A 13,707-nucleotide genomic window follows, 5' to 3' on the forward strand; every position below is an offset into this window, starting at 1 on the left:
GCCGCGAACCGCATCGCAGCACGTTCAGCGCATTCAATGCATCAAGCGACGATCACTTCGACGACAGCCGGCTTGCGCGACGCCAGAGCCGCCGTCAGCGCACTCTTCAACTGCGCCGGATCGGCGACGCGCACGCCCCCGCAGCCCATGCCCGCGCCGAGCGCGACGAAGTCGAGACCAGGCAGGTCGGTGCCCTGTACCGGATCGTTCTTCGCGAAGCCGAACACCGGCGCGAAATCCTGCAGCGCCGCATAGCGCGAGTTATTGAGGATCACAAAAGTAATCGGCAAGTTCAATTGCGCCGCGCTATAGAGCGCCTGGATCGAGTACATGCTCGACCCGTCGCCGATCAAGCCGATCACGCGCTCGCCCGGGCGCGCCAGCGCAACGCCCACCGCGGCCGGCATCCCATAGCCGAGACCGCCGCTCGCCATCGTGTAGAAGGTGCCGCTCTTCGTGAACGGCAGGTAGTCCTGCATCACAGGCCGCGAGCTCGGGGCCTCCTCGACGACGATGTCCGCTGTGTCGCGCACTTCGGCGAGCGTCTGCAGGGCGTACGCCACCGACATCCGTGGCGATGGCTCCGCCTGCGGCCGCGCGGAGCGCGGTGCCGGCGCCTCGCGCGGCTTCGGCGCGGCGCGTGCGAGCAGGTCGGCGATGCCGAGCCGCAGATTGCCGACCACCGACGAGCCCGCCGGAATCCACGCGGCAACCGACGGGTCGTCGGTCAGTTGGAACAGCGTCGCGCCGTCCGGCACGTGCGGCCCATCGCCCTCGACGTGATAAGTGAACGCGGGCGCGCCCAGCACCACGATCAAGTCGTGCCCGGCGAGCGCCGCGACGATCTTTTCGCGCATCGCCGGAAGGAAGCCCGCGAACAGGCGGTGGTCTTCGGGAAACGAGCAGCGCGCGGACATCGGCGCAACGAACACGCGCGCGTGGTGCCGCTCGGCGAGCGTGACGATGCCGTCCCAAGCGCCCGCGCGATCGACCGAGGCACCGACGACGAACGCCGGCCGCCGGCACGCATCGAGCGCATCGCCGAACTGCTGCAAGGCGTGCGGATCGGGCCGCACCGCCGTGCTGACCTGGGTCGGCCCGACGTATTGCGCAGGCTGGTCCCAATCGTCGACCGGGATCGACACGAACACCGGACCGCGCGGCTCCTGCATCGCAATGTGATAAGCACGCGCGAGCGCGAGCGGCACGTCGGCGGCGCGCGCCGGCTCGATGCTCCATTTGACATAGGGCTTCGGCAGCTCGGTCGCCTCTCTCGACGCCAGAAACGGATCGAACGGCAGGATCGAGCGCGCCTGCTGGCCCGCCGTGACGATGAGCGGTGTCTGGTTCTTGTACGCCGTGAAGATGTTGCCCATCGCGTTGCCGACGCCCGCCGCCGAATGCAGGTTGACGAGCGCCGCGTTGCCGCTCGCCTGTGCGTAGCCGTCGGCCATGCCCACCACGACCGCTTCCTGCAGGCCCAGCACGTAACGGAAATCGCTGGGGAAATCGCGGAACATCGGCAGCTCGGTCGAGCCGGGATTGGCGAACAGGGAGGTAATGCGAAGGCGGCGTAGCAGGTCAATCACGGCACCGCGGACCGTCACGCCGCCTGGCGCGCCCGGTTCGTGCGTCGACGAGGAATTCATGAGCATTCCTTGCTGTTCTGAGCGCCGCTCGGCCGAGGGCGCAGTTGAGTGTCGGGGCAGTATCCGAGAGCAGCCCATGTTTGAAAATTGATTTCTCGTGCCAAAGGCATTACTTTTTGGTATGCCTTTGCGCCTCCATGGGCCCTGCCACGGTCTCCCCTCACCTTTTCTTCTCCATCGCAAAAAATGACGTTGAATCTCCAGCAACTGAGCGCCTTCGCCACGATCGTCAACTGCGGAAGCCTCGGCCGCGCGGCCGCCGAGCTGCACCTGACCCAGCCCGCCCTGAGCCGCACCATCAAGCGCCTCGAAGACCATCTCGGCGCCCCGCTCTTCGAGCGCCACACCAAAGGCATGCAACTCACCGCGATCGGCAGCGCGCTTCTGCCGCACGCCATGCTGCTGCTGCGCGAAGCCGAGCACGCGCGCGAAGAGATCGACGCGATGCGCGGGCTCGCGAAGGGCACGATCAAGGTGGGCGCCGTCGGCAGCATTGCGAGCCTCGTGCTCCCGCTCGCCATCGGCCGCGTGCTCGACAAGTGGCCGAACCTGCGCGTGCAGATCATCGAAGGCGTATGGGATCGTCTCGCCGAGGGACTGCTCACGCACGAGATCGACCTCGCGCTCAGCACTGCCGCGCCCGATACCGGCGAGATCTGCGCAGTCCCCGAGTGCCGCTGGCAGGACGACAGCTTTGTCGTGGCGGCCTGCAACCATCCGTTGCGCCGCAAGAAGACGCTCCAGCTTGCCGATACGCTCGCCGAGCGCTGGGCGATTCCGCCGCGCGGCACGGCGCCGTTCGAGCACATGCAGGCGGCATTTGCTGCTCACGGGCTCGGGCTGCCCAACGTCGCGGCCGAGACGCGCTCGGTGACCGTGTTGAAGAGCCTCGTCGAGCATTGCGGTTTCCTGTCGTGGATGGCCGACACGATGTACGACGTGGAAAGCCGGGCCGGCGTAATGCGCGCGCTCGACATTCCGGGCCTCGCCGCCACGCGCACGCTGACCGCGTTTCGCCGCCGTCAAGGCATCCTCCCCGGCCCCGCCGTCAAGCTGCTCGACGAGCTGCGGCAGATCGCCCAGACGAAATAGGTCCGCTTTCCCCCGTCACCAAAGGCCGACGCAAGGCACGCTCAATTTCGGGTTGACAACATATCTTTCGATATATATCTTAAGACATGTTTTCCGATACAACAGAATACGGAGCACCCAACATGCGTCACCATCACCACACTCGTTTCTTCGGGGGCCGCGCCCCCATGTTCGCGGATGCTTTCTCGCTCCACGCCCTCTGGCACGCGATCGGCCGCGACTACGGCCATCGCGGAGGCGGCGGCGGTTTCTGGGGCGGCCGCGGCGGCTTCGACAATGACGGCGACGGCCTGCCGCGCGGCCGCAAATTCACAGGCGACGATCTGCAACTGCTGCTGCTCGCGCTGATCGCCGAAGAGCCGCGCCACGGCTACGAGCTGATCAAGGCGCTCGAAGCGCGCTCGAACGGCTTCTACGCGCCGAGCCCCGGCATGGTCTATCCGGCGCTGACCTATCTCGAAGAGCTGGGCTACGTGACGGTTCAGGCCGAAGGCAACCGCAAGCGCTACGCGCTCGCCGAGCCCGGCCGCGAGCACCTCGCCGAGAATCGCGAGCGCGTCGACATGATGCTTGCGAAGCTCGCCCACATCGCCCACCGGATGGACTCCGTGCGGCGCGCCTATGCCGGCGAGGAAGCGGGCGAGGCGGAACCGGGCGGCTGGCTGCCCGAGCTCCACGAAGCGAAGAAAGCGCTCAAGCGCGCGCTGATCCGCCACGCGGGCGCGTCCACGGCGGAGCAGCAGCGCATCGCCGCGATCCTGCTGCGCGCCGCCGCCGAGATCGAAGGCGGCAAGCCGGCCGGCGACGACAGCGCCGCTCAAACCCCCTGAACCTTCTTCCCGGGAAAAAATTCATGCAGAGCAACCCTGAACTCACCGTGACGCGCGTGCGTCACCCGCTCAAGTTCCGTCTGCTGCAAGTCAAGCGCGTCAAGGCGCTGACGCCGTACCTCAAGCGTGTCACGCTGACAGGCGACGACCTCGCGGATTTCGAAACCGCATCCTTCGACGATCACATCAAGGTGTTCTTCCCCGAGCCTGGCGCGGACAAGCCGGTCGTACCGGCGGCGGGCCCCGACGGTCCCGTCTTCCCGGCCGACCGTCCGCGCCCGACCATGCGCGATTACACGCCGCGACGCTTCAATCGCGCCGCGCGCGAGCTCGACATCGACTTCGTGCTGCACGACGCCGGCCCCGCGACGACCTGGGCCGCGCAAGCGCAGCCGGGCCAGTACCTCGGCGTCGGCGGCCCGCGCGGCTCGTTCGTCGTGCCGGCGGGTTTCGACTGGCACCTGCTGATCGGCGACGACACGGCGCTGCCTGCGATCGCCCGCCGTCTCGAAGAACTGCCGGCCGGGTCGCGGGTAGCCGCGATTCTCGAAGTCGCCGACCTTTCCGCCCAGATCGAATTCGCCACGGCAGTCGATCTGCACGTCGTCTGGCGCCATCGCAGCGACGCGGCCGCGAACGGCAACGCATTGCTGGAAGCGGTGCGCGACACCTACCTGCCCGGCGGCGACGGCTATGTGTGGGCCGCCGGCGAATCCTCGGCGATCCGTGCGGTGCGCCAGCATCTGTGCACCGAGCGCGGCGTCGACAAGACGCGCATCCGCGCCTCGAGCTATTGGCGGCGCGGCGACTCGGCAGTCCACGAATCGATCGATGACTGACCGTCGGCGAACACGCCATCGATTGCGCGGGTGATCGCACGAAGGACAGCACGACATACAACAGGACATCGACACCCTATGTACGCCCTTCCCTCCAGCCGCGAACGCAGCCTGCTGTGGCTGCTCGCGCTGACCCAGTTCACCCTGATCATGGACTTCATGGTCATGATGCCGCTGGGTCCGCAGATCATGCACGCGTTCGCGATCACCCCGGCCGCGTTCGCGACGGCCGTATCGGCCTATTCATGGTGCTCAGGTCTTTCCGGGCTCTTCGCGGCCACCTATATCGACCGCTTCGACCGCCGCCGTCTGCTGCTCGCGATCTATGCGCTCTTCGCGCTCTCGAACCTCGCTTGCGCCTGCGCGACCAGCTTTCCGATGCTGCTCGCCGCGCGCGCGTTCGCCGGCATCACGGGCGGCGTGCTGGGCTCGGTCGTGATGGCGATCGTCGCGGACGTGATCCCCGCCGCGCGCCGCGGCGCGGCGACCGGCGTCATCATGACGGCGTTCTCGCTCGCCGCGATCGCGGGCGTGCCGGCCGGGGTCGTGCTCGGCGCCCACTTCAGCTGGAGCGCGCCGTTCTGGCTGCTCGTCGCGCTGTCCGCGCTGGTCTGGCTCGGTTGCTCGCGCATCGTGCCTGTGCTTGACGAGCATCTCGCGCGCAACGCGCCGCCGCTTGCCGAGGTGCTGCCCGCGCTCTGGCGGCTCCTGTCCTATCCGCGCCACCTCAAGGCGTTCGCGCTCACGTTCACGATGATGCTTTCGCACATGCTCGTGATTCCGTTCATCTCGCCCGTGCTCGTCGCCAATCACGGCGTGCAGCCGGCGCAGCTGTCGTGGCTCTACATGGCGGGCGGCGCTGCGACCTTCTTCACCTCGCGCGCAATCGGCAGGTTTGCCGACCGCTACGGGCGCATGCAGGTGTTCCGGGTGTTCGGCGTGGTGTCGATGCTACCGGCGCTGTTCATCACGCACCTGCCCGGCGGCTTGCCGTTAGCGGGCCTGATCGTGTTCTTCGCGTTCTTCATGGTGGCGATGTCGGGCCGCATGGTGCCGATGCAGGCGCTGCTCACCACGGTGCCGGCGCCCGCCCAGCGCGGCGCGTTCCTGAGCGCGAACAGCGCGGTGCAGGCGCTCGGCACCGGCTGCGGCGCGTGGCTCGGCGGCTTGCTGCTCTCGCAAGGGGCCGGAGCGCAAATCGTTGGCTACGGGACCAACGGCTGGCTGGCCGTGGCGCTTCTCGTGCTCGCACTGCTCTGGGTCGGTCACGTGAAAGGCGCAGCCGAAGGCCAGGCCGCACCGCCGCAGCCGGACAAGCAGAATCTGGCCGAGAACGCGTGATGGTCCGAAACGCAAAAAAGCGGAAAGCGGATTGACTCCGCTTCCCGCTTTTCGCTTTAGCGCCTGCTTACTGCCCAGCGCTGCTTGACAGCTTACTTCTGCACCGCGCCGGACACCGCGCTCGCCGGCGCGTCGGCCTTGGACGCTGCGGCTGCCGCGCTGGCCGGCGCGCTCGGCGCCGCAGCCGCGGCTTGCGCCGCCGATGCGCCTTGCTCCGCCGGCACTGCCGCCGTGCCGCCCGCCTTGGCCGGCGGCGCGACCTTGTCGGTCTCTTCGAGCGACGCGTAGCGCACCGCGTCCTGCACTCTCTTCATCGCCAGATTGGCCTCGTAGTACCGCTTCGCGGTCAGGAGCCCATCCACGGTGTCGACGTCCGCGATCGTCTTTTGCAGCGGCACGGCCGCGAGCGTGTATATCACCTTGATGTCGGCCAGACGCAGCGTTTCCATCGCGCCATCGCGATCGCCGGACTTCATCTGCGAGTTGGCCTTGTCCACGGCGTCGACCTTAGCCGAATTCTTTGAGATGTCTTCGCCAATCGAGACTTCGCCCGCCACCGGCAGCCACTGCACCGGCGCGGCAGCGGCAGCCTTGGCCGCTGCGGCTTCCGAAGCCGGCCCCTTCATTTCGGACTCAGCCTTGAGGAACGCCGTATCGTCGGCCTTGGCCTTCTTGAGCGACTGCTGGGCCTCCTTGATGAGCTTGACCGCGGCTTCCGGCTTGCCGTCGAAGAGCGCGAGACGCGCCTGGCTGACGTCGTTGAAGGCCTTGCTGCCTTCCTTCGACAGCTTGCGCAGATCCTTCGCAGCCGCCTTGCCGGGAGCAGGAGCCGCTGCGGCAGCGGTAGTAGGTTCGGCCGCCACTACGTTAGACATACCGACCATCCCTGCCGTCAATGCCATGGCGCAAACAATGGCGCTTGCAATGCGTGTTTTTTTCATTTTCTTCCCTTGAAAAACCCGGCGGCGTCATTCGAATGGATGCGCTCGCGCGAACGATCAAAAAAATAGCCCAGGGCCAATTCCCTGGCCGCTCTGCGGAAATCGAACCAAGTTGATTTCCGCAGAGGGCTTTCAAGGTAAAGATTAATAATTAAACGGAAATTAATGAGATAGAAAGCATTCTGAATGCTTATATCGAAATCAATTGCCTATCAGGCGGTTCGCAACGTCCGGCGCGACGCTTCGCCGCCATCCGTACGCGCGAGCACCGGCGCAAGCGCCGCGCCCGTGTGGCTATCGCGCACCTGCACGAGCGTCTCCGGATCGGCAGCCGCCACGATCGTCCCGCCGCCCACGCCGCCTTCCGGTCCCAGGTCGATGATCCAGTCGGCTTCGGCGATCACGTCGAGATCGTGCTCGATCACCACCACGCTATGCCCCCCGTCGACGAGCCGGTGCAGCACGCGGATCAGCTTCGCGACGTCGGCCATGTGCAGGCCCACGGTCGGCTCGTCGAGCACATAGAGCGTGTGCGGCGCCTTCTGGCCGCGCCGCGTCACGTCGTCGCGCACCTTGGAGAGCTCGGTCACGAGCTTGATGCGCTGCGCCTCGCCGCCCGAGAGCGTCGGCGAAGGCTGGCCGAGCGTGAGATAGCCGAGCCCCACATCCTTCATCAGTTGCAGCGGATGCGCGATGTTCGACATCGACGCAAAGAACTCGACCGCCTCGTCGACTTCCATCGTCAGCACGTCGCCGATGTTCTTGCCGCGCCACGTCACGGCGAGCGTCTCGGGATTGAAACGCTGGCCGTGGCAAACGTCGCAAGGCACTTTCACGTCCGGCAGGAAGCTCATGCCGATCGTGCGCACGCCCTGGCCTTCGCAGGCCGGGCAGCGTCCGTCGCCCGTGTTGAAGGAGAAGCGCGAGGCGGTGTAGCCGCGCGCCCGCGCTTCGAGCGTGTCGGCAAACAGCTTGCGGATCGTGTCCCAGACGCCGATGTAGGTCGCCGGGCACGAGCGCGGCGTCTTGCCGATCGGGGTCTGGTCGACTTCGAGCACGCGATCGATCGCCTCCCAGCCCGTGATCGCATCGCAGCCTTGCCAGTTGTGCGCGACATCGAGCGTCGCGCGCGGCGCCGAGCGCGCGAGCACGCTCGTGCGGCGCTTCTCGGCTGAAACGCCCGCTTGTCCGCGCGCTTCGGCGGCCTTGCGCGCCCGCTTCGTCGCCGGCGACGACAGCACCGAGCGGCCCACCGCGTCGAGCAGGTTCGTCATCAGCACATCGCGCGCGAGCGTGGACTTGCCCGAGCCCGACACGCCCGTGATCGCGACGAGCCGTGCGAGCGGAATGTCCGCCGTCACGTTGCGCAGGTTGTGCAGCTTGCCGCCGTGGACTGTCAGCCAGCGCTCGGGCACGGCCTCGGCACGCTTGGTTTGCGCGGCGACTTCGCGACGCGGCTGCAGCGGATGCGCGATCGGCTTGGCGAGGAACTGCCCCGTCAGCGAATCGGCGCGCGCGGCCAGGTCGCCGACGCCGCCCTCCGCCACCAGCCGCCCGCCGCGCTTGCCCGCGCCCGGACCGATGTCGATGATGTGATCGGCGCGGCGGATCGTGTCCTCGTCGTGCTCGACGACGACGAGCGTATTGCCCTTGTCGCCGAGCTTCTTGAGCGCATCGAGCAGGATCTGGTTGTCACGCGGATGCAGGCCGATGGTCGGCTCGTCGAGCACGTAGCAGACGCCTTGCAGGTTGCTGCCGAGCTGCGCGGCGAGGCGGATCCGCTGCGCTTCGCCGCCCGACAGGCTCGGCGCCGCGCGATCGAGGCTCAGGTAGCCGAGGCCGACTTCCTCGAGGAACTGCAGGCGGCTCTGGATCTCGCTGACGACGTCGCGCGCGATCTGCGCGTCGCGTCCGCTCATTTCGAGCGAATCGATCCAGCGGCGGGTGTCGGACACGGTCCACTGCGCGACATCGACGATCGACTGCGCGTCGAACGTGACTGCGCGCGCGGCGGGATTCAGGCGCGTGCCGTGGCAGTCCGGACACGGCTCGCCGCCGACGCCGTCCGGCTCCTGCTCCTCCGACGGCAGGGTCTGCTCGCGGCCGCGGTCGTCGTCGCCGAGCACCGTGTCGTCGAACGCGGCGCGCTGCTCGCGCGTGAGCGCGAGGCCCGTGCCGACGCAGGTCGTGCACCAGCCATGCTTGCTGTTGTACGAAAACATGCGCGGATCGAGCTCGGGGTAGCTCGTGCCGCACACCGCGCACGCGCGCTTCACCGACAGCACCTTCACCGTGCCGACATGCGCCGTGCCGCCGTTGTTGAGCGCGTCGCCGAGACCGTCCAGCGGCGCGAGCAGATGCATGACGCCCTTGCCGAGTTCGAGCGTCCGGTCGAGCGCGGCGCGCAGCTCGGCTTCGCGATCGGCCGATACGATGAGATCGGCGACCGGCAGCTCGATCGTATGCTCGCGGAAGCGATCGAGCTTCGGCCACGGATCGACAGGCACGAACTCGCCGTCGACGCGCAGATGAGAATTGCCGCGCGCCTTCGCCCACTTCGCGAGATCCGTATAGACGCCCTTGCGGTTGACGACGAGCGGAGCGAGCAGCCCGACGTGCTCGCCCTTGTGCTCGCGCAGCAGCTGCGCCGCGATCGATTCGACGCTTTGCGCGGTGACCGGCGTGCCGTCGTTCACGCAATGCTGGATGCCGAGCTTCACATAGAGCAGACGCAGGAAGTGCCAGACTTCCGAGGTCGTCGCGACCGTGCTCTTGCGGCCGCCGCGCGAGAGGCGCTGCTCGATCGCGACAGTCGGCGGAATGCCATAGACGGCGTCGACTTCGGGCCGCCCCGCCGGCTGCACGATCGAGCGCGCGTAGGCGTTCAGCGATTCGAGGTAGCGGCGCTGGCCTTCGTGGAACAGGATGTCGAACGCGAGCGTCGATTTGCCCGAGCCGGACACGCCGGTGATCACGTTGAAGCGCCCGTGCGGAATGTCGACGTCGAGCGCCTTGAGGTTGTGCTCGCGCGCGTTGACGATGCGCACGACGTCGTCGCCTTCCACGGCGCGGCGGGCGCGCGCCGCCGCGAGCGCGGCCTGCAGCGGCACGCCGGTGTCGATGGGCTCGCCCAACGCCTTGTCGTACTGGATCAGCGCCTGGCCCGTGTGCGATTCGGCGCACGCCTTCACGTCGTCGGGCGTGCCGGCGACGAGCACGCGCCCGCCGCCGTCGCCGCCTTCCGGGCCGAGGTCGATCAGCCAATCGGCCGCGCGGATCACGTCGAGGTTGTGCTCGATCACGATCAGCGAGTGCCCGCCCGCGAGCAGCTTGTTGAACGAGCGCATCAGCTTGGCGATGTCGTCGAAGTGCAGGCCCGTGGTCGGCTCGTCGAACATGAAGAGCCGCCCGTCCGAGGCGCCCTGCTTGCCGCGCGCCTGCGCGGTCTCCGCGAGAAAGCCCGCGAGCTTCAGGCGCTGCGCCTCGCCGCCGGAGAGCGTCGGCACCGGCTGGCCGAGCTTCACGTACTCGAGGCCCACATCGACGATCGGCTGCAGCACGCGCAGCACTTCGGCATCTTTCGCGAAGAACGCCGCGGCCTCGCTGACGGTCAGCTCCAGCACGTCGGCCACCGACAGCGCGCGCGGCGGCGTCCCACGCTCGATCTTCACGTCGAGCACCTCGGCGCGATAGCGGCGGCCGTCGCAATCGGGGCAGCGCAGGTAGACATCGGAGAGGAACTGCATCTCGATGTGCTCGAAGCCCGAGCCGCCGCAGGTCGGGCAGCGGCCGTCGCCCGAGTTGAAGCTGAAGGTGCCCGCGCTGTAGCCGCGCTGCGCGGCGAGCGGGGCTTTGGCGAACAGCTTGCGGATCTCGTCGAAGGCGCCGACGTAGCTCGCCGGATTCGAGCGCGCCGTCTTGCCGATCGGCGACTGATCGACGAACACGACGTCGCTGATCCGGTGCGCGCCGGACAGGCGCTTGTACGCGCCGGGCGCTTCGGTCGCCTTGCCGAGCTGGCGCGCGAGCGCCGGGTGCAGCACGTCCTGCACCAGCGTCGACTTGCCGGAGCCCGACACGCCCGTCACGCAGACCAGACGCTTCAGTGGAATCTCGACCGTCACGTCCTGCAAGTTGTGCTGGCTCGCGCCTTCGAGGACGATGCGCGGCGTGTCGGCGTCGATCGCGCGGCGCGCCCAGTGCGAGGCGTCGGCAACATGCTTGCGGCCGCTCAGGTAGTCGCCCGTGAGCGTACCGGCCGCGCGGATGTCGCCAGGCGTGCCGTCGAAGATGATCGTGCCGCCGCGCTCGCCGGGGCCCGGCCCCATGTCGATCAGGCGGTCCGCAGCGAGCATCACCGACGGGTCGTGCTCGACCACCACGAGCGTATTGCCCGCGTCGCGCAGCCGCTGCATCGCCTCGACGATGCGGTTGAGGTCGCGCGGATGCAGGCCGATGCTCGGCTCGTCGAGCACGAAGAGCGTCTTGGTCAGCGAGGTGCCGAGCGCCGTCGTCAGGTTGATCCGCTGGACCTCGCCGCCCGACAGCGTGCGGCTCTGGCGATCGAGCGTCAGGTAGCCGAGGCCGACGTCGCAGAGGTATTTCAGGCGCGTGCGGACTTCGGCGATCAGGAGCTTCAGCGCGTCGTCGAGCAGCGCGCTCGGCAGCGTGATCTCGTCGAAGAAGCGCCGGATGCGTTCGATCGGCAGCAGCATCAGGTCGTGCACCGTCAGCCCGGACAAGGCTTCGAGCTGCGCGCGCGACCAGCGCGTGCCATGCGGCATGAAGCGCGCTCCGGGCGCGAGCACGGTATCGGCATTAGCCTTCGTGCCGAGACGCCAGAGCAGCGATTCGGTCTTCAGGCGCGCGCCGCCGCAGGTCTCGCACGGCGTGTAGCTGCGGTACTTCGACAAGAGCACGCGGATGTGCATCTTGTACGCCTTCGACTCGAGGTAGCTGAAAAAGCGCCTCACGCCGTACCACTGGCGCTGCCATTCGCCGTTCCAGTCGGGCGAGCCATTGATGACCCAGTCGCGCTGGTCGGCGCTGAGCTCGGACCACGGCGTGTTGACCGGAATGTCCGCGCGGCCCGCGTAGCGCATCAGGTCGTCCTGGCACTCCTTCCAGGCGGGCGTCTGCAGCGGCTTCACCGCGCCGCCGCGCAAGGTCTTGCGCTCGTCGGGAATCACGAGCCCCAGGTCGACGCCGATCACGCGGCCGAAGCCGCGGCACACGTCGCAGGCGCCATACGCCGAGTTGAACGAGAACAGGCCCGGCTGCGGATCGGCGTAGCGCAGGTCGCTGTCGGGGCAGTGCAAGCCGGTCGAGAAGCGCCAGATCTGCGGCGGCGCTTCGTGCTTGCCATCGGCTTGTGCGTCACTGCCGGCTTCTTGAAGCACGTAGACATTCACGCGTCCCGCGCCGCGCTTGAGCGACGCTTCGATCGCCTCGACTGCGCGCGCCTTGTCGGTCTTCTGCAAGCGGAAGCGGTCGGCGACCACGTCGAGCAGCTTGCGCGTGCCGGTCGGCGATGCCACCTCGCGCTGCGCCTGCACGCGCGTGTAGCCGCTCGCGGAGAGCCATTGCTCGACCTCGGCTTCGCTCGCCGACTCCGGCAGCTCGACAGGGAACGTGACGGCGAGCCGCGGATCGCCATCCGCCGTGCGCGCGAGCAATTCGGCGTAGATCGTCTCGGGCGTGTCGTGCCGCACCGCCTGCGCCGTCTCCTTGTCGAACAGCTCGGCCGCGCGCGCGTATAGCAGCTTCAGGTGATCGTTCAGCTCGGTCATCGTGCCGACCGTCGAGCGCGAGCTGCGCACGGGGTTGGTCTGGTCGATCGCGATCGCGGGCGGCACGCCGTCGACACGGTCGACCTGCGGCCGGTCCATGCGGTCGAGAAACTGCCGGGCGTAGGCGCTGAAGGTCTCGACATAGCGCCGCTGCCCTTCCGCGTACAGCGTATCGAACACGAGGCTCGACTTGCCCGAGCCCGAAGGCCCCGTCACCACGGTCATTTCGCCGGTGTGCAGGTCCAGATCGACGTTCTTGAGGTTGTGCTGACGGGCGCCACGGATGCGGATAACGCCGGATGACATGGGAACGATCCTTTACGAATGCCTGGGAGAGTCGGGACGCGTCTCGCCTCATGCAAAGCTGAAAAACGAGGCCGGAAAAGACGCCGGGGGTGCAATGATAGCCCCGCCCAGCGCGCCTCGCTAACACGCGTTTTCAGGCGGGTTTTGCGCCGCGGCCGCGTCGTTTCGGGCCGATTGATCGGCGTGCGCGACTAATGGATTGCGCACGTAAATCTGGCCACGTCCCCTGCTTGCGCGGACGTTGTCGCACGGCGAACCGCGTGCCGGCGCCCGGGCGCCGGTTTCGCAATTCGCCGGTTAGTTGCCTTCCAGCGCCGCCGCAACACGCGCCCGCAGCACCGGCACCAGATCGCGCTCGAACCACGGATGATGCTTGAACCATCCCTGATTGCGCGGCGACGGATGGGGCAGCGGCAACCGGTCCCCGCCGTAATCGCGCCATGCTTCGACAGTGGCGGTCAGCGTCGGCTTGCGTTCGCCGCCCAGGAACCGTTGCTGCGCGTAGCTGCCGACGAGCAGCGTCAGCTCGACATGGCCCAGTTGCGCCAGCACACGCTCGAGCCACAGCTCAGCGCACTCGCGGCGCGGCGGCAGGTCGCCCGACGGCCCCTTGCCCGGATAGCAGAAGCCCATCGGCACGAGGGCGATGCGCGACGCGTCGTAAAACGTCTCTTCGCCGATGCCCATCCACGCGCGCAGACGCTCGCCGCTCTTGTCGCTCCACGGAATGCCGGTCTGATGGACGCGCGCGCCGGGCGCCTGGCCGACGATCAGCACGCGCGCCGCGCTTCCCGCTTGCAACACCGGACGCGGACCGAGCGGCAGCGCATCCGCGCAGACGCGGCACGCGCGAATCTCCGCCAGCAACGCCGGCAAGCCCGACTTCGCTATTTTCATCAAATGCAGTGACAGAAGATGTC

The 13,707-nt window shown here is 67.9% G+C and carries 8 protein-coding genes; 4 read left to right on the forward strand and 4 right to left on the reverse strand.

The window, feature by feature from the left end:
* Positions 1-41: 41 nt before the first annotated feature.
* The gene (mdlC, locus tag FAZ69_RS22445; protein ID WP_136897298.1) at positions 42-1,649 is read right to left on the reverse strand and encodes a benzoylformate decarboxylase; all 1,608 of its coding nucleotides are present in this window, start codon (positions 1,647-1,649) and stop codon (positions 42-44) included.
* 186 nt (positions 1,650-1,835) lie between these two features.
* Here mdlC and FAZ69_RS22450 point away from each other — a divergent pair, with 186 nt between their 5' ends.
* The 4 genes from FAZ69_RS22450 to FAZ69_RS22465 all read left to right on the forward strand — a co-directional run bounded on the left by FAZ69_RS22450 (position 1,836) and on the right by FAZ69_RS22465 (position 5,751).
* A complete protein-coding gene (locus FAZ69_RS22450) occupies positions 1,836-2,741 on the forward strand; it encodes a LysR family transcriptional regulator (RefSeq protein ID WP_136897299.1) in 906 nt (301 codons plus the stop codon).
* Between the two features lie 122 nt (positions 2,742-2,863).
* Positions 2,864-3,571 (forward strand): PadR family transcriptional regulator, encoded by a 708-nt coding sequence (locus FAZ69_RS22455; protein ID WP_240702424.1) that lies wholly within the window; start codon positions 2,864-2,866, stop codon positions 3,569-3,571.
* 23 nt (positions 3,572-3,594) lie between these two features.
* Positions 3,595-4,410, forward strand: a complete 816-nt coding sequence (locus FAZ69_RS22460; RefSeq protein ID WP_136897301.1) for a siderophore-interacting protein — start codon at positions 3,595-3,597, stop codon at positions 4,408-4,410.
* 78 nt (positions 4,411-4,488) lie between these two features.
* On the forward strand, positions 4,489-5,751 hold the full coding sequence (locus tag FAZ69_RS22465; RefSeq protein ID WP_136897302.1) for an MFS transporter: 1,263 nt from the start codon (positions 4,489-4,491) through the stop codon (positions 5,749-5,751).
* 92 nt (positions 5,752-5,843) lie between these two features.
* Here FAZ69_RS22465 and FAZ69_RS22470 read toward each other — a convergent pair whose 3' ends face one another.
* The 3 genes from FAZ69_RS22470 to FAZ69_RS22480 all read right to left on the reverse strand — a co-directional run bounded on the left by FAZ69_RS22470 (position 5,844) and on the right by FAZ69_RS22480 (position 13,684).
* Positions 5,844-6,626, reverse strand: coding sequence for a YfdX family protein (locus FAZ69_RS22470; RefSeq protein ID WP_169708732.1), 783 nt, complete (start codon positions 6,624-6,626; stop codon positions 5,844-5,846).
* 278 nt (positions 6,627-6,904) lie between these two features.
* Positions 6,905-12,787, reverse strand: coding sequence for an excinuclease ABC subunit UvrA (gene uvrA / locus FAZ69_RS22475; RefSeq protein WP_136897304.1), 5,883 nt, complete (start codon positions 12,785-12,787; stop codon positions 6,905-6,907).
* A 297-nt stretch (positions 12,788-13,084) separates the two neighbouring features.
* A complete protein-coding gene (locus FAZ69_RS22480; protein WP_439654790.1) occupies positions 13,085-13,684 on the reverse strand; it encodes a uracil-DNA glycosylase family protein in 600 nt (199 codons plus the stop codon).
* Positions 13,685-13,707 lie beyond the last annotated feature (23 nt).

Source organism: Trinickia terrae, from assembly GCF_005144415.1.
Taxonomy (GTDB): Bacteria; Pseudomonadota; Gammaproteobacteria; order Burkholderiales; family Burkholderiaceae; genus Trinickia_A; species Trinickia_A terrae.

Bases quoted from the DNA above. Each gene is read 5' to 3' on its own strand.
- FAZ69_RS22455 (WP_240702424.1), top strand. From the start codon at position 2,864: ATGCGTCACCATCACCACACTCGTTTCTTCGGGGGCCGCGCCCCCATG.
- FAZ69_RS22450 (WP_136897299.1), top strand. From the start codon at position 1,836: ATGACGTTGAATCTCCAGCAACTGAGCGCCTTCGCCACGATCGTCAAC.
- FAZ69_RS22465 (WP_136897302.1), top strand. From the start codon at position 4,489: ATGTACGCCCTTCCCTCCAGCCGCGAACGCAGCCTGCTGTGGCTGCTC.
- mdlC (WP_136897298.1), bottom strand. From the start codon at position 1,649: ATGAATTCCTCGTCGACGCACGAACCGGGCGCGCCAGGCGGCGTGACG.
- FAZ69_RS22460 (WP_136897301.1), top strand. From the start codon at position 3,595: ATGCAGAGCAACCCTGAACTCACCGTGACGCGCGTGCGTCACCCGCTC.
- FAZ69_RS22480 (WP_439654790.1), bottom strand. From the start codon at position 13,684: ATGAAAATAGCGAAGTCGGGCTTGCCGGCGTTGCTGGCGGAGATTCGC.
- FAZ69_RS22470 (WP_169708732.1), bottom strand. From the start codon at position 6,626: ATGTCTAACGTAGTGGCGGCCGAACCTACTACCGCTGCCGCAGCGGCT.
- uvrA (WP_136897304.1), bottom strand. From the start codon at position 12,787: ATGTCATCCGGCGTTATCCGCATCCGTGGCGCCCGTCAGCACAACCTC.